General features: G+C 70.7%; 16 protein-coding genes. 10 read left to right on the top strand and 6 right to left on the bottom strand.

Annotation, left to right across the window (positions count from 1 at the left end; all coding sequences use genetic code 11):
• Window positions 1–50 precede the first annotated feature (50 nt).
• Window positions 51–563 carry an ATP-binding protein gene (locus ACWDX6_RS05445; protein ID WP_451483620.1) on the bottom strand — a complete coding sequence of 171 codons (513 nt, stop codon included), beginning with the start codon at window positions 561–563 and terminating at the stop codon, window positions 51–53.
• Between the two features lie 308 nt (window positions 564–871).
• On the opposite strand from ACWDX6_RS05445, the gene ACWDX6_RS05440 reads away from it, so the two are divergent.
• Together ACWDX6_RS05440 and ACWDX6_RS05435 are read left to right on the top strand one after the other, a co-directional pair.
• Window positions 872–1699 (top strand): enoyl-CoA hydratase family protein, encoded by an 828-nt coding sequence (locus tag ACWDX6_RS05440; RefSeq protein WP_451483619.1) that lies wholly within the window; start codon window positions 872–874, stop codon window positions 1697–1699.
• Between the two features lie 2 nt (window positions 1700–1701).
• Window positions 1702–4236 carry a bifunctional salicylyl-CoA 5-hydroxylase/oxidoreductase gene (locus ACWDX6_RS05435; protein ID WP_451483618.1) on the top strand — a complete coding sequence of 845 codons (2535 nt, stop codon included), beginning with the start codon at window positions 1702–1704 and terminating at the stop codon, window positions 4234–4236.
• 150 nt (window positions 4237–4386) lie between these two features.
• Here ACWDX6_RS05435 and ACWDX6_RS05430 read toward each other — a convergent pair whose 3' ends face one another.
• Together ACWDX6_RS05430 and ACWDX6_RS05425 are read right to left on the bottom strand one after the other, a co-directional pair.
• A complete protein-coding gene (locus tag ACWDX6_RS05430) occupies window positions 4387–5211 on the bottom strand; it encodes a PaaX family transcriptional regulator (RefSeq protein ID WP_451483617.1) in 825 nt (274 codons plus the stop codon).
• Between the two features lie 184 nt (window positions 5212–5395).
• On the bottom strand, window positions 5396–7072 hold the full coding sequence (locus ACWDX6_RS05425) for an AMP-binding protein (protein ID WP_451483616.1): 1677 nt from the start codon (window positions 7070–7072) through the stop codon (window positions 5396–5398).
• A gap of 297 nt (window positions 7073–7369) precedes the next feature.
• Here ACWDX6_RS05425 and ACWDX6_RS05420 point away from each other — a divergent pair, with 297 nt between their 5' ends.
• From ACWDX6_RS05420 to ACWDX6_RS05405, 4 genes are all read left to right on the top strand, one after another.
• A complete protein-coding gene (locus ACWDX6_RS05420) occupies window positions 7370–8482 on the top strand; it encodes an acyl-CoA dehydrogenase family protein (protein WP_451483615.1) in 1113 nt (370 codons plus the stop codon).
• Window positions 8483–8561: 79 nt separating this feature from the next.
• Window positions 8562–8963 (top strand): RidA family protein, encoded by a 402-nt coding sequence (locus ACWDX6_RS05415; protein ID WP_451483614.1) that lies wholly within the window; start codon window positions 8562–8564, stop codon window positions 8961–8963.
• A gap of 231 nt (window positions 8964–9194) precedes the next feature.
• A complete protein-coding gene (locus ACWDX6_RS05410; protein ID WP_451483613.1) occupies window positions 9195–10748 on the top strand; it encodes an MFS transporter in 1554 nt (517 codons plus the stop codon).
• Window positions 10749–10891: 143 nt separating this feature from the next.
• A complete protein-coding gene (locus ACWDX6_RS05405; protein WP_451483612.1) occupies window positions 10892–11938 on the top strand; it encodes a PucR family transcriptional regulator in 1047 nt (348 codons plus the stop codon).
• A gap of 398 nt (window positions 11939–12336) precedes the next feature.
• Here the strand turns inward: ACWDX6_RS05405 and ACWDX6_RS05400 are convergent, their stop codons facing one another.
• Window positions 12337–13866: a helix-turn-helix domain-containing protein gene (locus ACWDX6_RS05400; protein WP_403294851.1), complete on the bottom strand. Its 1530-nt coding sequence runs from the start codon at window positions 13864–13866 to the stop codon at window positions 12337–12339.
• Between the two features lie 50 nt (window positions 13867–13916).
• Window positions 13917–14273 (bottom strand): VOC family protein, encoded by a 357-nt coding sequence (locus tag ACWDX6_RS05395; protein ID WP_451483611.1) that lies wholly within the window; start codon window positions 14271–14273, stop codon window positions 13917–13919.
• Window positions 14274–14637: 364 nt separating this feature from the next.
• Between ACWDX6_RS05395 and ACWDX6_RS05390 the strand changes: the two genes are divergently transcribed.
• Window positions 14638–17472: an aconitate hydratase gene (locus ACWDX6_RS05390; protein WP_451483610.1), complete on the top strand. Its 2835-nt coding sequence runs from the start codon at window positions 14638–14640 to the stop codon at window positions 17470–17472.
• A 65-nt stretch (window positions 17473–17537) separates the two neighbouring features.
• Here the strand turns inward: ACWDX6_RS05390 and ACWDX6_RS05385 are convergent, their stop codons facing one another.
• Window positions 17538–21383, bottom strand: coding sequence for a GH92 family glycosyl hydrolase (locus ACWDX6_RS05385; RefSeq protein ID WP_451483609.1), 3846 nt, complete (start codon window positions 21381–21383; stop codon window positions 17538–17540).
• Between the two features lie 337 nt (window positions 21384–21720).
• Here ACWDX6_RS05385 and ngcE point away from each other — a divergent pair, with 337 nt between their 5' ends.
• The 3 genes from ngcE (at window position 21721) to ACWDX6_RS05370 (ending at window position 25162) form a co-directional block, all read left to right on the top strand.
• Complete coding sequence (ngcE, locus tag ACWDX6_RS05380) at window positions 21721–23166, top strand: N-acetylglucosamine/diacetylchitobiose ABC transporter substrate-binding protein (RefSeq protein WP_451483608.1); 1446 nt, start codon at window positions 21721–21723, stop codon at window positions 23164–23166.
• Window positions 23167–23281: 115 nt separating this feature from the next.
• A complete protein-coding gene (locus ACWDX6_RS05375; protein ID WP_451483607.1) occupies window positions 23282–24211 on the top strand; it encodes a carbohydrate ABC transporter permease in 930 nt (309 codons plus the stop codon).
• Window positions 24212–25162: a carbohydrate ABC transporter permease gene (locus ACWDX6_RS05370; RefSeq protein ID WP_451483606.1), complete on the top strand. Its 951-nt coding sequence runs from the start codon at window positions 24212–24214 to the stop codon at window positions 25160–25162.
• Window positions 25163–25251: the final 89 nt, after the last annotated feature.

Raw genomic sequence — 25251 nt, 5'->3', positions numbered from 1 at the left:
CGGGTGTTTCGGGGCGGAGGGGCGTGCGGTCGGGGGCGGGGGCGTGCGGCTTACGCCTCGCGGGGGCGGCGCTGCCGCGGCACCGCGGGAAGCGTGAACCAGACCGCCTTGCCCCGCGCGGTCGGGCGGTGGCCGTAGTCGCTGCTGAGGGCGCGGATCAGCAGCAGCCCGCGGCCGTGCTCCTGCCAGGGGTCCGGTTCCTCGCCGGGGCCCGGACAGACCAGCTCTCCGGGGCTCGGCGGACGACGGTCGTGCACCTCGACCTGGCAGCCGCCCGGCCCCGTCTCCACGACCAGGTCGATGGGGTCACCGCCGTCGGTGTGCTCGACGGCGTTGGCGACGAGTTCCGCTGTCAGGAGCTCCGCGGTGTCGCTGTCGGCGGGTGTGTCGAGCTTCGCCAGCGCGGTACGGATCAGCGCGCGGGCGATCGGCACGGCCGCGGTGGTGTGCGGCAGCCGGGCGCGCCAGGAGGCGGGGCCGGGGCCAGGGACTTCGAACACGGGAGGTCCGTTCGGGCTCGGATGCGGCGAGAGCAGAGCGGCAGCGGCGGGGCGGGGCCGCATAGGGCATGGATCCTACAACGTCCTATTTTCAACCTTACGAAGTGGTACAAGGGCGAACAGGGCCGGAGGGCTGCGGCTCGGGCGGACCTGTGTCGGTCCGCCCGGGACCTTTGCCGGTGCCGGTGCCGGTGCCGGTGTCGGGCCGGGTGCCGGGTGCCGGGTGGCTTCGCGGAAGCGGGCGGTGGGGGCGGTGGGGGGGGCGGGCTCGACGCGAGGCTTATCGCGCTCTCGTGACGACGGTCACGTACCGGTGATAAGCTGCCCTCAGGTGATGCCGTGTACACGCACGCTGAGGGAGGCCGTCCCGCATGAGCCCCTTTACCGGCTCCGCGCCCCGCACCGAGCAATGGCGGCATCTGCGCCTGGATGTCGACGACGGTGTCGCCACCGTCACCCTCGCCCGCCCCGAGAAACTCAACGCGCTCACTTTCGGCGCCTACGCCGATCTGCGCGATCTCCTCGCCGAACTCTCCCGGGAACGTGCCGTACGGGCGCTCGTCCTCGGCGGGGAAGGGCGAGGTTTCTGCTCGGGTGGCGATGTGGACGAGATCATCGGAGCGACGCTCTCCATGGACACGGCCCAGCTCCTCGACTTCAACCGGATGACGGGCCAGGTCGTCCGCGCGATCCGCGAATGCCCCTTCCCGGTGATCGCGGCCGTCCACGGCGTCGCGGCGGGCGCGGGCGCTGTCCTCGCCCTCGCCGCCGACTTCCGGATCGCCGACCCCAGCGCCCGCTTCTCCTTCCTCTTCACCCGCGTCGGGCTCTCCGGCGGCGACATGGGCGCGGCGTACCTGCTGCCCCGGGTCGTGGGCCTCGGCCACGCGACCCGGCTGCTCATGCTCGGCGATCCCGTCCGCGCGCCCGAGGCCGAACGGATCGGCCTGCTCAGCGAGGTCACGGAGGAGGGCGGCGCCGATTCCCGGGCCGCCGAACTCGCCCGTCGCCTCGCCGACGGGCCGGCCCTGGCCCACGCCCAGACGAAGGCCCTGCTCACGGCCGAGCTGGACATGCCCCTCGCCGCCTCCGTCGAACTCGACGCGGCCACCCAGGCGCTGCTCATGAACGGTGAGGACTACGCCGAGTTCCACGCGGCCTTCACCGAGAAGCGCCCGCCGAAGTGGCAAGGACGCTGACCATGTCAGCCCCCACCCCGCCGCCGACCCCCCGGCCCACGCCCGCCCCCACCCCGCCGCCGACCCCCCGGCCCACGCCCGCCCCCACCCCGGCGCCGCCCCCTCGGCCCACGCCCGCCCCCGCGCGACACGACACCGGCCCGCCCCCCACCTCTGCGGCCGCAGGCCCCGGCGGCCCCGCGCCCGGCGGCCCGGACCGCCCGCTCCGTATCGCCGTCATCGGTGGCGGGCCCGGCGGGCTCTACGCCGCCGCGCTCCTCAAGCGGCTCGACCCTGCCCGTGAGATCACCGTCTGGGAGCGCAACGCCCCCGACGACACCTTCGGCTTCGGCGTCGTCCTCTCCGACGAGACCCTCGGCGGCATCGAACACGCCGACCCCGCCGTCTACCGGGCCCTGCAGGACGAGTTCGTCCGGTGGGACGACATCGACATCGCCCACCGCGGGCACCTCCTCACCTCCTCCGGCCACGGCTTCGCCGCGCTCGGCCGCCGCCGGCTCCTGGAGATCCTGCACGCGCGCTGCGCCGAACTCGGCGTACGCCTCCGGTTCCGCACCCAGGCCCCTCCCGCCGCCGAGCTCGCCGCCGACCACGACCTGGTCATCGCCGCCGACGGCGTCCACAGCGCGACCCGCGACGCCCACGCGGACGTCTTCCGGCCCCGGCTCACCACCCATCGCTGCCGCTACATCTGGCTCGCCGCCGACTTCGCCTTCGACGCCTTCCGCTTCGAGATCGCCGAAACCGAGTACGGCGTGATGCAGCTCCACGGCTACCCGTACTCCCGCCCCGCGCCCGACCACCACCCGGCGACGATCTCCCCCGGACCTCCGCAAGCCTCCTCCGGCGCTTCCACCGTCATCGTCGAGATGCGCGAGGAGGTCTGGCGGGCCGCCGGGTTCGACGAGCTCGACGAGGCGGAGTCCGTCGCCCGCTGCGCCAAGATCTTCGCCGAGACGCTCGGCGGCCGGGCCCTGCGCTCCAACAACTCCTCGTGGACCGCCTTCCGAACCGTCGTCAACGCGCGCTGGGCCCACGGCAACACCGTCCTGCTCGGCGACGCCGCCCACACCGCGCACTTCTCCATCGGCTCAGGCACCAAACTCGCCGTCGAGGACGCCCTCGCGCTCGCCGCCTGCGTCGAGGAACAGCCCACCCTGACGGAGGCGCTCGCCGCATACGAGAGCGAGCGCCGGCCGGTCGTGGAGTCCACCCAGCGCGCGGCCGCGGCCAGCCTGCGCTGGTTCGAGGAGGTGGACCGGTACCTCGACCAGCCGCCCCGCCGATTCGCCTTCAACCTGCTCACCCGCAGCCGCCGCGTCACCCACGACAACCTGCGACTGCGCGACCCCGGATTCACCGACTCCGTCGAGCGCGAGTTCGGCTGCCCGCCCGGCACCCCGCCGATGTTCACGCCTCTCCGGCTGCGCGGACTGACCCTGCGCAACCGCGTCGTCGTCTCACCCATGGATCTCTACGTCGCCGAGGACGGCGTCCCCGGCGACTTCCACCTCGTCCACCTCGGAGCCAGGGCCCTCGGCGGTGCCGGGCTCGTCATGACCGAGATGGTCTGCGTCAGCGCGCCGGGCCGTATCACTCCCGCCTGCACCGGCCTCTGGACCGACGAGCAGGCCGACGCCTGGCGCCGGATCACCGACTTCGTGCACACGGCGTCGCCGGGCACCGCGCTCGGCGTCCAGCTCGGCCACTCCGGCCGCAAGGGCTCCACCCGCCGGATGTGGGAGGGCATCGACCAGCCGCTCCCCGAGGGCAACTGGCCTCTGACGGCCGCGTCCCCGCTCCCGTACCGCCCCGGGGTCAACCAGATCCCGCACGCGCTGGACCGGGCCGGGATGAGAGCCGTACGGGAGGAGTTCACGGCGGCCGCCCGGCGGGCGGCACGGTGCGACTTCGACCTGCTCGAACTCCACTGCGGCCACGGCTATCTGCTCTCCGGCTTCCTCTCCCCGCTGACCAACATCCGGGACGACGCCTACGGAGGCCCGCTCGCGAACCGGCTGCGCTTCCCTCTCGAAGTCTTCGACGCCGTACGGGAGGTGTGGCCGCAGGAGCGTCCGATGACGGTCCGGATCTCCGCCACCGACTGGGCGGACGGCGGCACGACCGACGAGGACGCGGTCGGCATCGCCCGGGCCTTCGCCGACCACGGAGCCGACGCGATCGACGTCTCGACCGGCCAGGTCGTCCCCGACCAGCGGCCCGAGTACGGGCGTTCCTACCAGACCCCGTACGCCGACCGGATCCGCAGCGCCGTCGGGGTCCCGGTCATCGCCGTCGGCGCGATCTCCTCCTGGGACGACGTCAACTCCCTGCTCCTGGCCGGCCGCGCCGACCTGTGCGCGCTCGCCCGCCCGCACCTGTACGACCCGCACTGGACCCTGCACGCGGCCGTCGAACAGGACTACCAGGGCCCGGCGGCACCCTGGCCGGACCCGTACCGCGCGGGCAGCCGCAAACCCCCGACCGGACGCACCGACGCTCCGAAACCCCGGCTCAGCCTGCTCCCTCGCCCCTGACACGGGCGTCGCCCTCGGTCACCGGGACGGCGACAGACGGCGAGACGGCGAGACGCGCGCCGGTCAGCCGGGGGACCGGCCAGCGTCCTTCCGGCTGCCGTCCTTCCGGCCGCCGTCCTGCCTCATCCGGCGGCTTTCATCCGGCCGCTTTCATCCGGCCGCGCTCTTGGCCACGAACTCCGCCCCCAGATCCCGCAGCAGCTCGTGCAGCGCCGCGAACACCTCCGCCGAGCGGCCCCCCGGCCAGTCCTCCGGCAGCAGCTCGGGCGGAAGGCCGGGGTCGGCGTACGGGAGGCGGCGCCAGGAGTCGAGCGCGAGGAGGTAGTCCCGGTAGGCGTCCTCCGGGGTCCCCGGGGAGGCTTTCCAGGCCCGCAGGACCGGCTCGTGGGCGGCCAGGAACTCCTCGTGCAGCCGGGCGATCGACGCCAGGTCCCACCAGCGGGCCACCGCCTCCGCCGTCGCCGTGTACCCCAGGTGCTCGCCGCGGAAGAGGTCCACGTACGGCGAGAGCTCCAGCCGCTCCAGGGTGTGCCGGGTCTCCTCGTGCAGCCGGGCCGGGGCGATCCAGACGCCCGGCGCCGCCGTGCCGAAACCCAGCCGGGCCAGCCGGGAGCGGAGCAGATGGCGCTTGTGGCGCTCGGCCTCGGGGACCGAGAAGACGGCGAGGACCCAGCCCTCGGACAGCTCGGGCTCCGTACGGGAGTAGATCCGGCGGTCACCGTCGTCCAGGAGCTGGCGCGCGTCGTCCGACAGGGCGTATCCGGCCGCGCCGTCCGCCGTCCGCCGCGGCAGCAGCAGCCCGCGACGCTTCAGACGTGACACGGACGACCGCACCGACGGCGCGTCCACCCCCAGCACCGCGAGGAGCCGGATGAGCTCGGCCACCGGGATCGGCGCCCCGTCGCGGGCGGGGCCGCGGGCGTACGCGCCGTACAGCGAGACGATCAGGGACCGGGGAGTGTGCTGCTCGACCACGTGATCACTCTAGGTCGTGTCCGGAAAGTCTCGCCTGGTGCGCGGCGCCCCGCACGCACGCTCGCCGCGTTGTCGTCGGTCGCCATGGCTCCGCCATTGTCTCCCTCCTCCGCCTTGCGATCGCACGCACCGGACACCGCGCACCCCGCCCTGCGGGCGGACGACGATACTTTCCGGACGCTCCCTAGGGGGTGGCCGCGGGGTCCTGATCGCGTGCGTCCGCGCCCGGCCCGGTCGCCGTCTCCTCGGCGCGTAGCCGGAAGCGCTGGAGTTTCCCCGTCGCCGTCCGCGGCAGGGCGTCCAGGAAGACGATCTTCCGAGGGCATTTGTACGGCACGAGGCGGGCTTGGACGAAGGCGCGCAGCGCGGCCGCCGTCTCCGCGTCGCGCGGTACACCGCCGCGTACCACCGTGTACGCGACCACGATCTGGCCGCGCAGCTCGTCCGGATGGCCGACCACCGCCGCCTCCACCACGTCCGGGTGGGCGAGGAGCGCCTCCTCGACCTGGGGGCCGGCGATGTTGTAGCCGGCCGAGATGATCATGTCGTCTGCGCGGGCCACGTACCGGAAGTAGCCGTCCGCGTCGCGTACGTAGGTGTCACCGGTGACGTTCCACCCGTCGAGGACGTACTCGCCCTGGCGGGGATCGGCAAGATACCGGCAGCCCACCGGGCCGCGCACCGCGAGCAGGCCCTCCTCGCCGTCCGGCACCTCGGCGCCCGTGCGATCCACCACTCGCGCCTGCCAGCCAGGAACCGGCCGTCCGGTCGTGCCCGGCCGGATGTCGCCGTCCGCCGCGGAGATGAAGATGTGGAGCAGCTCGGTCGCGCCGATGCCGTTGATCAGCTTCAGGCCGGTGCGCGCGTGCCAGGCCTCCCAGGTGGCGGCCGGCAGATTCTCGCCGGCGGACACGCACCGGCGCAGCGAGGCGGTGGTTTCGCGGGCCTGCCCGTCCAGCTCGTCGAGCATCAGCCGGTACGCGGTCGGTGCCGTGAACAGCACCGACACCCGGTGTTCGGCGACGGCCGCGAGGAGCTGGGCGGGGCCGGCCTGTTCCAGGAGGAGGGCGCTCGCCCCGGCCCGCAGCGGGAAGACGACGAGGCCGCCGAGGCCGAAGGTGAAGCCGAGCGGCGGGGAGCCGGCGAAGACGTCGTCCGGTTCCGGGCGCAGGAGGTGGGTGGAGAAGGTGTCGGCGACGGCCAGCACGTCGCGGTGGAAGTGCATGCACCCCTTGGGCCGTCCGGTGGTGCCGGACGTGAAGGCGATCAGGGCCACGTCGTCGGCGGCCGTGTCCACGGCCTCGTAGACGGCCGGCTTGCCGAGGGCGAGCGAGAGCAGGTCGTCGGGGGAGTCCCCGCCGTACGCGGTGATCCGCAGGCCGGGGACTTCCGCCTTGACCAGGTCGTCGACCGACCGGATGTCGCAGAGCGCGTGGGTGCACCTGGCCATCTCGCACATCACGGCGAGTTCCCGGGCCCGTTGTTGGGCCAGGACGGTGACGGCGATCGCGCCCGCCTTCATCACGGCGAGCCAGCACGCGGCCAGCCAGGGGGTCGTGGGGCCGCGCAGGAGCACCCGGTGGCCGGGCCGTACTCCCATGTCGGATGTCAGGACATGAGCGATGCGGTTCACCCGCTCGTGAAGTTGTCCATATGTCCAGACATGACCCTCGCCGTCCCGGAACGCCGGTCGTCCCGCGCCGAATCGTTCCACCGTACGGTCGAGCAGTTCCGCCCCGCAGTTGAGCCGCTCCGGGTAGCGCAGGCCGGGCAGATCGAAGAGCAACTGCGGCCACTGGTCGGCGGGCGGCAGATGGTCGCGCGCGAAGGTGTCGTGGTGGGCCGAGGGGGTCAGCTCCATGAGTTCGTCCCCTTGTCGTGGTGGGGTCGCTCATCGAGCGTATCGTGATGGTGACGACAGTCAACGGTGCGCGATAGAACGGTGAGCGGTCACGCGGCGCGGCATCCAGCCGCGCACGGTGACGGACGGCGTCCGACGGCGATGAGCACGAGGGTACGAAGGTCACGAAGGTTACGAAGGCCATCAAGGCCACGAACGGCGACGACCACGACCGGCACGAACGGCGAGGCCCACGAACGGCGAACGGCCACGAAGAGCGAACGGCCCGAACGGCGACGACGGAGGCAGGGAGTCCGAATGTCCGCATTCTCGCTCGATCCCGCGCAGACCGCCCGGTGTGCGGAGCTCCGCGCCCTCGCGGCCGAACACCTGCGGCCCCTCGCCGACAAGGGCGAACCCGGCCGCGTCAACCGCCCCCTCGTCGCGGCGCTCGGTGAACTCGGCCTCCTCGCCCGGCTCTTCCGGGCGGGAGCCCTCGACCTCTGCCTGATGCGCGAGTCCCTCGCGCACTCCTGCACCGAGGCCGAGACCGCGCTCGCCCTCCAAGGGCTCGGTGCCTACCCCGTCGCCGCCGCCGGCACCCCCGAGCAGCGCGACCGCTGGCTCCCGGAGGTGATGGCCGGACGGGCCGTCGCCGCCTTCGCGCTGAGCGAGCCGGACGCCGGATCCGACGCCGCCGCCCTCGCCCTCGAAGCCCGCCCCGACGGCTCCGGAGGCTGGCTGCTGCACGGCGAGAAACGGTGGATCTCCAACGCCCCCGAGGCCGACTTCGCGACCGTCTTCGCCCGGACCACCCCGGACGCCGGCGCTCGCGGCGTCACGGCCTTCCTCGTCCCCGCCGACCGGCCCGGTCTGACCGGAAGCCCCCTGGACATGCTCTCCCCGCACGCCATCGGCACCCTCGTCTTCGACGGGGTCCCCGTCGGCCGGGCCGATGTCCTCGGCGAGGTCGACCGCGGCTTCCGGGTCGCCATGAACACCCTCAACCTCTTCCGCCCCAGCGTCGGCGCCTTCGCCGTCGGCATGGCCCAGGCGGCCCTGGACGCCACCCTGGCGCACACCGCCGCCCGCCCCGCCTTCGGCGGGGTCCTGCGCGACCTCCAGGCCGTCGCCCACCAGGTCGCCGAGATGGCCACCCGTACCGAGGCCGCCCGGCTGCTCGTCTACGCGGCGGCGGCGGCGTACGACGCGGGGGCGGAGGATGTGCCCAAACGCGCGGCCATGGCGAAACTGCTCGCCACCGAGACCGCGCAGTACGTCGTCGACGCCGCCGTCCAGCTCCACGGCGCGCGGGCCCTGCAACGCGGCCATCTGCTCGAACACCTGTACCGCGAGGTGCGTGCGCCGCGCATCTACGAAGGAGCCACGGAGGTCCAGCGCACGATCATCGCGAAGGAGCTGTACGGATGACGCAGGAACGGGCGGCGAAGGAACGGACCCTGACCGCAACACGGACCGCGACCGCGCGAATGGCGAAGGAGCTCTACGGATGACGCCTCTGCACCGGCACAACCCGGCCGAACTCTCCCCGCCCACCGGCTTCTCCCACGCCGTCACCGCCACCGGCACCCGCCTCGTCTTCCTCGCCGGTCAGACCAGCCTCGACCGCGACGGCAAGGTGGTCGGCGAGACCCTGCCCGAGCAGTTCGAGACCGCGCTCACCAACCTCCTCGCCGCCCTCCGCCACGCCGGCGGCTCGCCCGCCGACCTGGCGCGCGTCACCGTGTACGCCACCGACGTCTCCGACTACCGCCGCCACGCCCATGAACTCGGGCGGATCTGGCGGCGGCTGGCCGGCCGCGACTATCCGGCGATGGCCGTGATCGGCGTCGTACGGCTGTGGGACGAACAGGCGCGGGTGGAGCTGGACGGTTTCGCCGTACTGGAATGACCTGACCTGACCTGACCTGACCTGACCTGACCGGGACGGAACCGCCTCGTGCGACGCGGCGGACGCCGCCAAGCGGCCGAGTGGCCACGGGAGTTCGGCGTCGCAAGCCCGTCGGACGCCGGTACTCCCAGGACCGCTTGATCGATTGGTCTCCCGCCGAAGGCGGGCTTAGGGTCGAAAGGTGGACTGACCGGCCCACGGCTCCCTCACCACGCGAGGGCGCGATGCGCCATGAGTAACCCCGAGCCGACGACGCCAGCACCAACCGCCGCCCCCAAGCGCCGGGGCGACGGCAACGGGATCGCTCTCCTGGTCATCGCCTCCTGCCAGCTGATGGTCGTCCTCGACATCACGATCGTGAACATCGCGCTGCCGCAGATCCAGCGCTCCCTGGAGTTCTCCACGACCACCCTGTCCTGGGTGGTCAACGCCTACACCCTGACCTTCGGCGGTCTGCTGCTGCTCGGCGGGCGGGCCGGTGACATCCTGGGCCGCCGCCGAGTCTTCGTCTTCGGCGTGCTGCTCTTCGGACTCGCCTCCCTGCTCGGCGGCCTGGCCCAGAACTCGGGGCAGCTCCTGGCCGCCCGCGCCCTGCAGGGTGTCGGCGGCGCCATCGCCTCCCCGACCTCGCTCGCCCTGATCTCCACGACCTTCACCGAAGGCCCGGCACGCAACCGTGCGTTCGGCGTGTTCGCGGCCGTCTCGGCAGGCGGCGGCGCGATCGGTCTGCTCGCCGGCGGTGTGCTGGTCGAATGGCTCGACTGGCGGTGGGTCCTCTTCGTCAACGTCCCGATCGCCGTGCTCATCGCGTTCGCCGCGCCCCGCCACATCAAGGAGTCCGAGCGGCACGCGGGCCACTTCGACCTCGCCGGAGCACTCACCGCCACCCTCGGCATGGTGGCGCTGGTGTACGGGTTCATCCGCGCCGCCCAGGAGGGCTGGCGCGACCCGCTCACCCTCGCCTCCTTCGGGGCCGCGATCGTGCTGCTGGGCGTGTTCATCCTGGTGGAACGGCGATCCCGGCAGCCGATCACGCCGCTGCGCATGTTCGCCGACCGCAACCGGGCGGGCACGTACGCCATCATGCTCTGCCTGGCCGCCGCCATGTTCGGCATGTTCTTCTTCCTGACCCTCTTCGTGCAGAACGTCCTGGACTTCAGCCCCCTGGAGGCCGGGCTGGCCTTCCTGCCGGTCAGCGCCGTGATCGCGGTCGGTGCGGGGCTCGCCTCGCAGCTTCTGCCGAGGTTCGGACCGAAACCCTTCATGGTGCTCGGTTCGCTGCTCGCCGCGGCCGGCCTGTCCTGGCTGACCCTCACCGATGTCCACTCGACCTATCTGGGCAGCATCCTGGGACCGATGCTGGTCTTCAGCCTCGGCATGGGCATGATGTTCATCTCGCTGACCCTGATGGCGCTCTCCAACGTGGAGGCGGCGGAGACGGGCGCCGCGTCCGGCCTGCTCAACGTCACCCAGCAGGTGGGAGGCTCGCTGGGCCTGTCGATCCTCGTCACGGCCTTCGGCACGGCCAGCCGCAACGAGGCGGAGAAGCAGGTGCCCGCCTTCCTCTCCCGGGCGAACCCCCTGGAGAAGGCCGAGTTCGCCCGCACGGGCCGGCTGCCACCGCCCTGGGGACACGAGGTGCTGGCCTCGGGTGTCTCCCTCGCGTTCATCCTCGCGGCGGCCTTCACCGTCGTCGCCGCCCTCATCGCGCTCTTCGCCATCCAGGTACGCCCCTCGGACATCGAACGCCTCAAAGGCGGGGTAGGGCCCCCGGGCGCGGGCTGACCCGGCCGCACGGCTCTGCCCCGGACCCCGCCGCACGACGCCGGCCTGCGGCGATGTGTCAGCCTTGACCCCGGCACGCCACGGAACGACACCGTGGCGCCGGCAACGGGCGGGACGGGGGAGGGGCCGTGACGGAGCGGGAGATGTCCGAGGGGTACCTGGAGGGGTACGCCGAGATCCTGACGGGCGCCTGCGCCACGGGCAGAAGACTGACGCGCGACGAGCTCGACGCGCTGCGGGGCCGGGGCGAACGGGCCGCCGAGGACGGCTTCGGCCTGCGCGCCCTGGTACGGGCGCACCTCTCCGCCGCCCAGGAGCTTCAGCGCGCGCTGCCGCGCTCCGCAGCCGACCGCCTCCTCGCCACGGTCACCCAGGCCGTCGACGCCTTCGCGGAAGGCCACGAGCGCGCTCAGCGCCTGGCCGTCCGTCAGGAGGAGGCGGCCAGACGCGAGTTCATCGACGACCTGCTGTACGGTCGCAGCGACCTGGGCCGCCTCGCCGAGCGTGCCGAACGCTTCGGCCTGCTGCTCTCCCACGCGCACGCGGTGGCCGTTGCGCAGGGCCCGGAGCCGTACGGCGACGGATACGCGGTCACCCGCGGTGTCGAGTCCGCCCTCGTGGCGCGCTTCGGGCACCGCCGCATCCTGCTCACGACGAAGGACGGCCGGCTGATCTGCGTGGCGCCCGCGGACGAGCCCGATGTGCTCACCTTCTTCGCGAAGCAGGCGTACGCGGCGACCGACGGCGGCCAGGTCGCCGTAGGCCGCCCGCACTCGGGGCCCGGAGGGGTCGTCCACTCGTACGAGGAGGCCCTCAACGCCCTCGACCTGGCCAGCCGCATCGACCTGCCCGGCCCGGTCCTGTACGCCGCCGACCTCCTCGTCTACCCCGTTCTCACCCGTGACCGCCAGGCCATGGCCGATCTGGTCCTCAGCGTCCTCGGCCCGCTCCAGCAGGCCCGCGGCGGCGCCCAGCCGCTCATCGACACGCTCACCGCGTACTTCGACACCGGCTGCGTCGCCGCCGAGGCGGCCCGGCGACTGCGTCTGAGCGTCCGGGCGATGACGTACCGCCTGGACCGCATCCACCGCCTGACGGGCGCGGACCCCGGCGACCCGGTCCACCGCTACACCCTCCAGACGGCAGTCATCGGCGCCCGCCTCCTGGGCTGGCCGGACCAGGACCTCTGACCGGCGCACCGCGATCCGGGCAGGTAACCAACCCAGCCCGGGTACCGCCCGACTCGGCTGGCGGCCGTCACGGCGTGCCGACGTGAGCACCTCCGGACGGCAGCAGTCCCACCGAGCACTGCCACCTGTACGTCCGCGACGGCAACCTCGTGGTGGAGGTGGCCCTGGGCGGCGACGAACACCCGGCGTCGAGCTGCGAGTCGGAGGCCGCGGAGATCGCCCGCGCCGCGATCACGGCCATGCCGCGCTGACCCGCAGCAGACACCGCCGGGTACGTGAAAGGGGCGACCTTCAGCCGACGGTCACCACATCTGCTGCCGAAGCCCGGGCGACCAGGCCGCATCCGGCTGCGGGGGACAGCAGCCGGGCTTGCGCGCAAGCCCGGCGAGATCCTTCCGTCAGATGTCCCGGAAGATCTCGATCTGCGCCCCCACCGAGTTCAGGCGCTCCGCCAGGTCCTCGTACCCCCGGTTGATCACGTACACGTTCCGCAGGACCGACGTCCCCTCCGCCGCCATCATCGCCAGCAGCACCACCACTGCCGGGCGCAGGGCCGGCGGGCACATCATCTCCGCCGCGCGCCAGCGGGTCGGGCCCTCGACCAGGACGCGGTGGGGGTCGAGGAGCTGGAGGCGGCCGCCGAGGCGGTTGAGGTCCGTGAGGTAGATCGCGCGGTTGTCGTAGACCCAGTCGTGGATCAGGGTCTTGCCCTGCGCGGTCGCCGCGATCGCCGCGAAGAACGGGACGTTGTCGATGTTCAGGCCCGGGAACGGCATGGGGTGGATCTTGTCGATCGGCGCCTCCAGCTTGGAGGGCCGGACCGTCAGGTCGACCAGGCGGGTGCGGCCGTTGTCGGCCGGGTACTCCGCCGAGCGGTCGTGGTCGAGGCCCATCTCCTCCAGGACCGCGAGCTCGATCTCCATGAACTCGATCGGCACCCGACGGATCGTCAGCTCCGACTCGGTGACGACGGCCGCGGCCAGCAGGCTCATCGCCTCGACCGGGTCCTCCGAGGGGGAGTAGTCGACGTCCACGTCGATCTGGGGCACCCCGTGCACGGTCAGCGTGGTCGTGCCGATGCCCTCCACCCGTACGCCCAGGGCTTCCAGGAAGAAGCACAGGTCCTGGACCATGTAGTTGGAGGAGGCGTTGCGGATGACGGTGACGCCGTCGTGGCGGGCGGCGGCCAGGAGCGCGTTCTCGGTCACCGTGTCACCGCGCTCGGTCAGCACGATCGGGCGGTCAGGGACCACCGACGGCTCGACCTGGGCGTGGTAGAGCCCCTCCGTCGCGGTGATGTCCAGACCGAAGCGGCGCAGCGCGATCATGTGCGGCTCGATGGTGCGCGTACCGAGGTCGCAGCCGCCCGCGTACGGCAGCTTGAAGCGGTCGAGGCGGTGCAGCAGCGGGCCGAGGAACATGATGATCGAGCGGGTGCGGATCGCGGCCTCGGCGTCGATCGCCTCCATGTCGAGCTCGGCCGGCGGGACGATCTCCAGGTCGACGCCTTCGTTGATCCAACGGGTGCGTACGCCGATGGAGTTGAGGACCTCCAGGAGCCGGAAGACCTCCTCGATCCGGGCGACGCGGCGCAGGACCGTGCGGCCCTTGTTGAGGAGCGAGGCGCAGAGCAGCGCGACACACGCGTTCTTGCTCGTCTTGACGTCGATGGCGCCGGAGAGCCGGCGGCGGCCGACGACCCGCAGATGCATGGGGCCGGCGTAACCCAGGGACACGATCTCGCTGTCGAGCGCTTCGCCGATGCGGGCGATCATCTCAAGGCTGATGTTCTGGTTGCCGCGTTCGATGCGGTTGACGGCGCTCTGGCTGGTGGCCAGGGCTTCGGCGAGCTGGGTCTGCGTCCAGCCGCGGTGCTGGCGGGCGTCACGGATGAGCTTGCCGATGCGTACGAGGTAGTCGTCTGCCATGCCGTCACGTTATCTCAGATATGAGATGAGACTGGTGTGGGGGTGAGCCATCAGGGTGACGGGGTGTGCGCAACGGGGTGACGCGGTTCATAGAGGGGCAGTTCGGCGCCGCTCGGCAGCCGGATGGCGGCGAGCAGGCCCCAGCCCTGGTCGGTGATGGGCCGTGAGATCTCGGTCCCGCGGTCCTCGAGCGTGGTCAGCGTGCCGGTGATGTCGTCGCACATCAGATAGAACTCGTGCTTCGGCTCGGCGGGGGAGGGGTGGACGGCGACCTCGGCCGGCGGGAGCCTGAAGATGAGCCAGCCCTCGCCCGCGTCGACGTGGTCGAACTCGAGCACGTCCCTGAGGAACGCGCGATCCGCGTCCGCGTCGGAGGTGTAGAGGATCACATGCGCGCCGCTGAACATGGACCGATCCTCGCCCCCGGCTCCGCGCGCGGCAATCGCTCCGCGGCCGTACGGGGGTCCTCCGTCCGGCGCCCGCCCCCCCGACGACCCGGGAGCCCGCCACCCCTCCGTGACCCGGGAGCCCGCCGCCCCGGCCCGAGCCGGTCCGTCCCGCCCATGCTTCGCGCGCCCGAGGGCACGCCGAGCATGACCCCGCGGCGGTCATGTACTAGAGTTATCTCGACATCGAGATATCTGCCGAAAGACGCACCGCAGCCGCGCCAGCCGGTAAGGGTTACCTAACTAAGTCTTACCTTAGCGGACCGGCGAGGAGCCATCGCGGCAGGATGCGGTCAGAACGCGCACATTGATGAAGGAGACTGTCGTGTCGGCGAACAGCTTCGACGCCCGCAGCACGCTGCGCGTGGGCGACGAGTCGTACGAGATCTTCAAGCTGGACAAGGTCGAGGGCTCTGCGCGCCTCCCCTACAGCCTGAAGGTGCTCCTGGAGAACCTGCTCCGCACCGAGGACGGCGCGAACATCACCGCCGACCACATCCGTGCGCTCGGCAACTGGGACTCGCAGGCGCAGCCCAGCCAGGAGATCCAGTTCACGCCGGCCCGCGTGATCATGCAGGACTTCACCGGTGTGCCCTGCGTCGTCGACCTCGCCACCATGCGTGAGGCCGTCAAGGAGCTCGGCGGCGACCCGGCGAAGATCAACCCGCTCGCCCCGGCCGAGCTGGTCATCGACCACTCCGTCATCGCCGACAAGTTCGGCACGAAGGAAGCCTTCGGCCAGAACGTCGAGCTGGAGTACGGCCGCAACAAGGAGCGCTACCAGTTCCTGCGCTGGGGCCAGACCGCCTTCGACGAGTTCAAGGTCGTCCCGCCCGGCACCGGCATCGTCCACCAGGTCAACATCGAGCACCTGGCCCGTACCGTCATGGTCCGGGGCGGCCAGGCGTACCCCGACACCCTCGTCGGCACCGACTCCCACACCACCATGGTCAACGGCCTCGGTGTGCTCGGCTGGGGCGTCGGCGGCATCGAGGCCGAGGCCGCGATGCTCGGCCAGCCGGTCTCCATGCTCATCCCGCGCGTCGTCGGCTTCAAGCTGACCGGCGAGCTCCCGGCCGGCACCACCGCCACCGACCTCGTGCTCACGATCACCGAGATGCTGCGCAAGCACGGCGTCGTCGGCAAGTTCGTCGAGTTCTACGGCGAGGGTGTGGCGGCGACGAGCCTCGCCAACCGCGCCACCATCGGCAACATGTCGCCCGAGTTCGGCTCCACCGCCGCGATCTTCCCGATCGACGGCGAGACCCTGAACTACCTCAAGCTCACCGGCCGCTCCGAGCAGCAGGTCGCGCTCGTCGAGGCGTACGCCAAGGAGCAGGGCCTCTGGCTGGACCCGTCCGCCGAGCCCGACTTCTCCGAGAAGCTGGAGCTCGACCTCTCCACGGTCGTCCCCTCCATCGCCGGCCCCAAGCGCCCGCAGGACCGCATCGTCCTCGCCAACGCCGCCGAGCAGTTCAAGCGCGACGTCCTCAACTACGTCGAGGCGGGTGTGACCGGCGGCGACGACCGCAAGCCGGGCGTCCCGCAGCAGGAGAAGCCGCACGGCGTGGCCTCCCCGGTCGACGAGGCGAGCGCCGAGTCGTTCCCCGCCAGTGACGCCCCCGCCTACGGCCACGACGACAACGGCGCCGGCGCCCCGCAGCACGACGAGGCCACGGGCGAGACCGTGCCGTCCAACCCGGTCACCGTCACGGCCCCCGACGGCTCGACGTACGAGATCGACCATGGCGCCGTCACCGTCGCCGCGATCACCTCCTGCACCAACACCTCGAACCCGTACGTCATGGTCGCCGCCGCGCTCGTCGCGAAGAAGGCCGTGGAGAAGGGCCTGACCCGCAAGCCGTGGGTGAAGACGACCCTGGCGCCGGGTTCAAAGGTTGTCACCGACTACTTCGACAAGGCGGGCCTGACCCCGTACCTCGACAAGGTCGGCTTCAACCTCGTCGGTTACGGCTGCACCACCTGCATCGGCAACTCCGGCCCGCTGCCGGAGGAGGTCTCCAAGGCCGTCAACGAGCACGACCTGGCGGTCACGTCGGTGCTCTCCGGCAACCGCAACTTCGAGGGCCGGATCAACCCCGACGTCAAGATGAACTACCTGGCCTCCCCGCCGCTGGTCGTCGCGTACGCCCTGGCGGGATCCATGAAGGTGGACATCACCAAGGACGCGCTCGGCATCGACACCGAGGGCAAGCCGGTCTACCTGGCCGACATCTGGCCCTCGGAGGCCGAGGTCAACGACGTCGTCGCCAACGCCATCGGCGAGGACATGTTCAACAAGTCCTACCAGGACGTCTTCGCGGGCGACGCCCAGTGGCAGGCGCTGCCGATCCCGACCGGCAACACCTTCGAGTGGGACCCGCAGTCCACCTACGTCCGCAAGCCCCCGTACTTCGAGGGCATGACGATGGAGACCACCCCGGTCACCGACATCACCGGCGCGCGCGTCCTGGCCAAGCTGGGTGACTCGGTCACCACCGACCACATCTCCCCGGCCGGTGCCATCAAGGCCGACACCCCGGCCGGCAAGTACCTCACCGAGCACGGTGTGGAGCGTCGTGACTTCAACTCCTACGGCTCGCGCCGAGGCAACCACGAGGTCATGATCCGCGGCACGTTCGCCAACATCCGCCTGCGCAACCAGATCGCGCCGGGCACCGAGGGCGGCTACACCCGCGACTTCACGAAGGACGGCGCCCCGGTGTCGTTCATCTACGACGCCTCGCGCAACTACATCGAGCAGGGCATCCCGCTCGTCGTGCTCGCCGGCAAGGAGTACGGCTCCGGCTCGTCCCGCGACTGGGCCGCCAAGGGCACCGCGCTCCTCGGCGTCAAGGCCGTCATCGCCGAGTCGTACGAGCGCATCCACCGCTCGAACCTCATCGGCATGGGCGTCCTGCCGCTCCAGTTCCCGGAGGGCGCCTCGGCGGCCTCCCTCGGCCTGACCGGCGAGGAGACCTTCTCCTTCACCGGCGTCACCGAGCTGAACGAGGGCCGCACCCCGCGCACGGTCAAGGTCACCACCGACACCGGTGTCGAGTTCGACGCGGTCGTCCGCATCGACACCCCCGGCGAGGCGGACTACTACCGCAACGGCGGCATCATGCAGTACGTGCTGCGGAACCTCATCCGCGGCTAGGAGCAGAGCAGAGGAAGGGCCCGCACCCCGGAGCTCCGGGGTGCGGGCCCTTCCGCGTGCGCGCACTACCCCAGCAGCTCCACCTCCGCCAGCTCCGCGCCCGCGCCGGCCGCCACCAGGCGGTACTTCGCGTACGTGCCCGGTGCGGCGACCGTGAAGGCCCGCGTCTGACGGTCCCAGGTGAAGGACTCGCCCGTCCGCCGGTCCAGATCCGTCCAGGCGGCACCGTCCGCCGAGCCCTGGAGGACCCAGCCCGCCGGCGCCTCGTCCCGTACGGACGAGGTCAGCGTGTACTGGACCGCGCGGACCGGCTTCGCCACCGGCAGCTCCACGGAGGCGGCGGGGCCCGCCGTGGCCGAGGTGTCGTCGAAGAGCGCCCCGGTCCCGCTGATCGCGTCCGTGCGCGGCGCGGGCACCTTGTCGTCCCGGGTGATCGAGACCGGTCCCGCGCCGGCGCCCGTGCCCCACGCCGACGGCCTCGGGCCCATCTCGAACTTCAGTGTGCCGCCCCGGGCGAGGAGGCTGTGCGGCAGCGCCGTGGAGTTCCAGCGCTCACCGTCGACCTTCACCCCCTGGACGTAGATGTTCCGCGCGCTGTTCCGGGGCGCCTCGACGACCAGCGTGCGTCCGTTGTCCAGGCGCAGGGTCACCTTCTTGAACAGGGGCGAGCCGATCGCGTACTCCCCGCTGCCCATCACCAGCGGATAGAAGCCGAGCGCGGAGAAGAGGTACCAGGCGGACTGCTCGCCGTTGTCCTCGTCGCCGTGGTAGCCCTGGCCGATCTCACTGCCGGTGTAGAGCCGGGAGAGCACCTCGCGGACCTTCTCCTGCGTCTTCCAGGGCTGCCCGGCCGCGTTGTACATGTACGGCACGTGGTGGGCGACCTGGTTGGAGTGGCCGTACATGCCCATCCGGACGTCCCGTGCCTCGGTCATCTCGTGGATGACGCTGCCGTAGGAGCCGACGAACTCCGGGCTCGCCGTCTCCGGGGTGGAGAAGTACGCGTCCAGCTTCCCGGCGAGGCCGGAGCGGCCGCCGTAGAGGTTCGCCAGGCCGCGCGAGTCCTGCGGGGCCGTGAAGGCATAGCCCCAGCCGTTGGTCTCGGTGTAGTCGTGGCCCCAGATCCTCGGGTCGTACCGGTCGGAGGGCACCCGCCACGCGCCCTTGAGGTCGCGGCCCTGGAAGAAGCCGGCCTTCGCGTCGAAGAGGGAGACGTACTTCTGCGCCCGGGAGAGGAAGTAGGCGGCCTCCTCCTGGTACCGCTTCTTCCCGGTCTTCTTGTGCAGCGCCTCGGCCATCTTCGCGATGCCGTAGTCGTTGAGACAGCCCTCCAGGGACCAGGACAGCCCCTCGTGGGTCTCGGTCGAGGCGTATCCGAGGAAGGGGGAGGTCTCCATGCCCTTGCGGCCGACGCCACGGCTCGGCGGGACGACGGTCGCGTTCTTCAGCGCGGCCTCGTACGCCGCCTCGGCGTCGAAGTCCACGCCCTTGACGTAGGCGTCGGCGAACGCCACGTCGGAGGAGGTGCCGGTCATCAGGTCGGCGTAGCCGGGGGAGGACCAGCGGGAGATCCAGCCGCCGTCCTTGTACTGCTGCACGAAGCCGTCGACCAGCTCACCGGCCTTGTCCGGGGTGAGGAACGCGTAGGCGGGCCAGGTCGTGCGATAGGTGTCCCAGAAGCCGTTGTTGACGTACACCTTGCCGTCGACGATCTTCGCGCCGGTACGGGTCGGGGTGTCGGGGCCGGCCATGGGGGAGAAGGGGCTGGCGTACTGGTGCTTGGAACCCACCTTCTCGAAACCGGAGTTGGGGTAGAGGTAGAGCCGGTACAGGCTGGAGTAGAGGGTGACGAGCTGGTCGTGGGTGGCCCCCTCGACCTCCACCCGGCCGAGGATCGCGTCCCAGGCGTCCTGCGCCCGCTCCCTCACCGTCTCGAAGCCGGTGCCGGCCGGGATCTCGTCCGCGAGGTTCGCCTTCGCCTGGTCGACGGAGATCAGCGAGGTGGCGAGGCGCAGGGTCACGGTACGGTCCGCGCCAGGGTCGAAGCGGAGATGGCCCTTCACGCCCTGCGCGGCGGAGGCGGTGACCGGCGCGTCGAAGACGCCGTAGACGAACATCCGGGTCGCACCGGTCGACAGGCCGCTCTTCACGTCGGAGTACCCGGTGAAGGAGCCGGTCGCCGCGTCGAGCGTCAGCCCGCCCTCCTCGGTGACGTTGTCGAAGACGACGCTCGCGTCCTGGCCCGGGTAGGTGAAGCGCATCATCGCCGCGTGGTCGGTCGGGGCCATCTCGGCCTTCAGGCCGTTCTCGAAGGTGACGCCGTAATAGTGCGGCCTGGCCGTCTCCTTCTCGTGGCGGAAGGCCAGAGCCCGCTTGGCCCGGTCGATCTCCGGCGGGCCGGCGGCGGCGGACGGCATCACCTGGAAGGTCTGGCGGTCGCCCATCCAGGGGCTCGGCTCATGGCTCGCGGCGAACGCCTGCACCGTGGGCAGATTGTCGGCGTTGTTGCCGCGCGCGTACTCGTACAGCCAACTCTTGGAGGCGGAATTGGTCACCGGCGTCCAGAAGTTGAAGCCATGGGGGACAGCGGTGGCGGGGAAGGTGTTGCCGCGCGAGAAGGAGCCGCTGGAGTTGGTGCCACGGGTCGTGGAGGCGTAGTCGGAGAGCCGGTCGAGCTGCTGCTCCGGAGCCTTCGGCCGCAGTCGGACGTCGTCGATCCAGCCCTGGAACTTCGCGGGCCCCTGGGGGGAGTCGTACGCCAGCAGGATCCGGTCCACGGTCTTGCCGGCCGCGACCGCGCCGATCCGCGCGCTCACCTGGTTCCACTGGTTGACGTAGAGCCGCTTGGCAGCGCCCTGGCCCTGCGGTGTGAGGAGTCCGCCGTGGGAGTCGGTGGCCCGCAGCTGACTCAGATAGGTGCCGTCGGTGAAGGCCAGATCCACGGAGACGTGCGTGGCCGGGTAGTTCAGGTCCGTCTCCGGGAGGGAGGGGAAGACCCGGTAGGACAGCTCGGTGTTCCGGACGACGGCCGTGTGCACGTCGAAGACCTTGTTGTACGAGTAGGCCCGGCCGTCCGCCTTGTGCGTACCGGCGTACCGCAGCGCCCGCTTGCCGGTGAACCCGGCGTTCGCCTTGGCGGTGGGGGAGCCGCCGGGTCCCCGGTCGACATGGCTGCGCATCTCCGGCGGGACGGGGGTGGAGGTGTCCCCGTTCGAGAACTGAACGTCGGCGAGCTGGGTGAGACCGGCGCCGGCGTTCTTGGTGATCTCGAGCCGGTAGTGGGCGTAGGCCGTGTCACCGGTGAAGTCGTACGTCTTCGTCTCGAAGCGCTTGGCGAAGCTCTGGCCGGCCCGGGTGTCGAGGACCTTCCACTCCTTGCCGTCCGCCGAGCCCTTCAGGGTCCAGTCGCGCGGGTCGCGTTCGGCGGCGTCGTTGGCCGACGTCATGGCGTAGGTGACGACCTTGACCGGCTCGGCCAGGTCGAACTCGATCCAGGCGGTCGGCTCGAAGACCAGCCACTTGGTTCCCGGCTGGAGGTCGACCAGGTTCTCCTTGGTCTCGCCCGCGCTCGCGTGCTCGCCGCTGGCGCGCAGCTCCACCACCTTGTCGGTGACATTGCCGGGGATGCCACTGGCGAAGCCGCCGTCCACCCCCGAGGTCCTCTTCGAGCCGTCAGGGCCGACGTCGACGGTGTCGCGCCAGGTCGGCTGGGTCTCGTCCGGCTCGAAGGAGGTCGTGAACTCCCGCGCCGGCGCTTCGGGTCGAGCCGGGAGGGCGAAGGAGGCGGAGGGCGCAGCCGTCACGATCAGCGCGGCGGCCGCGAGAAGGGCGGCCGCCCGGGTGTGCGGATACACGCGCCTGCCGCTGTGCGTGGGTCGAGGTCTCGGTCCGGGGCGAAGTCGGGCCTGCATTCGGTGTCGTCACTCCCGCCGCTCGTTAGACAACGTTGTCAATAGAAACGCGCAGGCTCCAGTAGGGGTCCAAGTGGTGCCAGGTGTCAAGGGTGTTAACGGAAACCCGCGGGATGAAACGGTGCAGATGCGGCGCGGCTATCCCCGAGGTCTCAACTCGGGAAAGACTGCCGCTCAAACCCGCTTTCGATCTTGCTCAGCGGAAGGAAAGTGGACTATACCTGTCGGCGCACGACCCAAGCTGCATTCGAATGCGGTGGCGGGGCCCTTCGCCTGCGGCGAGAGTACGGGCGACCGGTACACCGCCTGAGTCCTGAATGAAGGCGAGGACTTGAGCATGGGATCCACCTCCGCGCACAACAACGAGGGCCTCGGCCGCCGCGACCTGATCAAGCGCTCCGCCGCTCTCGGTCTGATCTCGGTGCCGACGATGAGTTTCCTGTCGGCCTGCGCCTCCGGTGGCGGCGGCAGCAACGACAAGGTCGAGAAGGGGACCACGTCGGCGAAGAACCCGCTCGGCGTGAACGAGTCGGCTCCCCTGGACTTCGTGCTCTTCGACGGCGGCTTCGGCCAGCAGTACGCCAAGGACGCGGTGAAGGTCTACGAGACCAACTACCCCGAGGCGAAGGTCAAGTTCACCGCCACCCAGAAGATCACCACCGAGCTCCAGCCGCGCTTCAACGGCGGCAACCCGCCCGACCTGATCGACAACTCGGGTGCCGAGCAGATGGACATGGGCGTGCTCGTCGGCAAGAAGCAGCTGGCCGACCTCACCCCGCTGCTCGACGCCGCCTCCCTCGACGACCCGGACAAGAAGGTCCGCGACACCCTGCGCCCGGGCATCGTGGAGATGGGCCAGTTCGACGGCGACCCGGTCTGGGTCCTCTACTACGCCTACACGGTCTACGGCGTCTGGTACTCGCAGAAGCTGCTCGACTCGCTCGACGCGAAGTACCCCGAGACCTGGGACGAGATGCTCGCCGTCTGCGAGAAGGCCAAGAAGAAGGGCATCGCGGGCTGGACGTACGCGGGCAAACACCCGTACTACATCCCCTTCTCGCTCTACCCGATGATCGGCAAGGTCGGCGGCCGCGAGGTCCTTGACGCGATCGACAACCTGGAGCCCAAGGCCTGGGAGCACCCCGCCGTCAAGACGTGCTTCGAGGCGTACTACGAGCTCTACAAGAAGGGCTACATCCTCCAGGGCACCCCCGGGCTCGACCACATCCAGTCGCAGACCGCCTGGACCGAGGGCAAGGCGCTCTTCATCCCCAACGGTTCATGGGTGGAGAACGAGGCCGCGAAGACCATGCCCGCGGACTTCGATCTCGCCGTCTCCGCGCCGACGGGTATCGACGCCTCCGACAAGATGCCCTTCGGCACGATGTGGGCCTCCGGCGGTGAGCCCTTCATCGTCCCGGCCAAGGCGAAGAACGTCGAGGGCGGCATGGAGCAGCTGCGCATCATGCTCAGCGAAGCCTCCTCCAGGAACTTCACCAAGTCCGTGAAGTCGCTCACCGCGTACAACGGCGGTACCGACGGCATCGAGCTGACCCCGGGTCTGAAGTCGGGTGTCGCGGCGCTCGAGAAGGCCGGTCAGAACGTCGTCAACCCGCGCCTCCAGGACTGGTACGTGGCGCTGCAGAAGGAGAAGATCGGCGTCGCCGGCCTCGGCGAGATGATGGCGGGCCGCGCGACCCCCGCCGAGACGATCAAGAAGATCCAGAAGTACGCCGACGAGGCGGCCAAGGACACCTCCATCAAGCACTACAAGCACCAGTGAGCTGTGCCGGGGCCCCTTCCCGCCGACCGGGAGCGGGCCCCGGCTCCCTGCGTACGGCACTCGGGCCACGCACGGCACCAGCGGCTTCTCCGCGGGAAGATCGGGGTCGGTAGGAATGCAACACGGCAAGTACCGTTTCATCGTGGGGTTTCTGGCGGCCCCCCTGGCCATGTACGCGCTGTTCGTCATATGGCCCTTCATCCAGTCCATCTATTACTCGTTCACGGACTGGAGCGGCCTCAGCCCCGATTTCCAGATGGTCGGGTTCGACAACTACAGCAGAATGCTGGACGACGACATCTTCTGGAAATCGCTGCAGCACAGTCTGACCTTCGCGGTCGTGCTGCCGCTGGTGACGGTCGGGCTGGCGCTCTTCTTCGCGTTCATGCTGAATGTCGGCGGTCGGCGTCGCAAGGGAGCGGCCATCGCCGGTGTGCGCGGTTCCTCCTTCTACAAGATCGTCTATTTCTTCCCGCAGGTGCTGTCCATCGCGATCGTCGCGCTGCTCTTCCAGTTCGCCTACAACCCCAACAGCGGCGCCATCAACTCCGTACTCAAGGGAGTGGGGCTCGGCGGCGTCCAGCCGAACTGGCTCGGCGACCCCGACCTCGCCCTCATCTGCGTGATGGTCGTCCTGGTCTGGTCCACCGTCGGCTTCTTCGTCGTCCTCTTCTCGGCGGGCATGGCCTCCATCCCCAAGGACTTCTACGAGGCGGCGCTGCTCGACGGCGCGAACCGGATCACCACCTTCTTCAAGATCACCCTGCCGCTGCTCTGGGACACCGTGCAGTCCGGCTGGATCTACATGGGCATCCTGGCGCTCGGCGCGGAGTCCTTCGCCGTCGTGCAGATCATGACGGTGGGCCCCAACGGCGGTGGCCCCGACTACTCCACCATCGTCATGCCGCTGTACGTCTACCAGAAGGCCTTCCGGGACGGCCAGGCCGCCTACGCCACCACGATCGGCGTCGCGCTGCTCGTCGTCACGCTGGCCTTCGCGGCGGTCGTGATGCGGTTCGGCCGGCGCGAGCGGCTGGAGTACTAGATGAAGACCACCGACACCCCGTCCACCGGCACCGGCGACCTTCCCGGGCCGCGGGAGGCCGCCGGCGCGTCGCCGCGGAAGACCGCGGGCCCGGCGAACCCCGAGCCCCGCAAGGAGGGCAAGGGCGAAGGCACGACCCTCAACGTCTTCTCCCACGGCATCCTGATCCTCTGGGCGGTCATGGTGGTCATGCCGCTGCTGTGGGCGGTCATGACCTCCTTCAAGACCGACCGGGCGATCTTCACCTCCCCGTGGGCCCTCCCCGACAAGCTGCACTTCGAGAACTGGGCACGAGCCTGGACCGAGGCGCACATGAGCGACTACTTCCTCAACACCGTCCTCGTCGTGGGAGGTTCGCTCATCGGCACGCTGCTCTTCGGGTCGATGGCCGCCTATGTGCTCGCCCGCTTCGAGTTCCCCGGCAACCGCTTCATCTACTTCCTCTTCATCGGCGGGATGAGCTTCCCGATCATCCTCGCCCTGGTGCCGCTCTTCTACGTGCTGCAGAACATGGCCCTGCTCAACACGCTGCACGGCCTGATCCTGGTCTACATCGCGTACTCGCTGCCGTTCACCGTCTTCTTCCTGACGGCCTTCTTCCGCACCCTGCCGACCTCGGTGGCGGAGGCGGCCTTCATGGACGGCGCCTCGCACACCCGGACCTTCTTCCAGGTGATGCTGCCGATGGCCAAGCCCGGCCTGATCAGCGTCGGCATCTTCAACTTCCTGGGCCAGTGGAACCAGTACCTGCTGCCCACCGTGCTCAACACCGACCCCGAGAAGAAGGTGCTCTCCCAGGGCCTGGTGCAGCTCGCGGTCAGCCAGGGCTACAAGGGCGACTGGTCGGGGCTCTTCGCCGGACTGGTCATGGCCATGCTCCCGGTGCTCGCCGCGTACATCATCTTCCAGCGGCAGGTGGTGGCCGGTCTCACAGCCGGCGCGGTCAAGTAGGAACCGCTCGTCACAGGCCCCGGCGGGCGCTCCCGCCGGGGCCTCGCGCATGCCCGGAGGAGGGCTCCGGCCACTCGGCTCATCCGAGC

It is taken from the genome of Streptomyces sp. NPDC003027, assembly GCF_053591435.1.
This window is presented reverse-complemented; position numbering and strand designations above follow the sequence as displayed.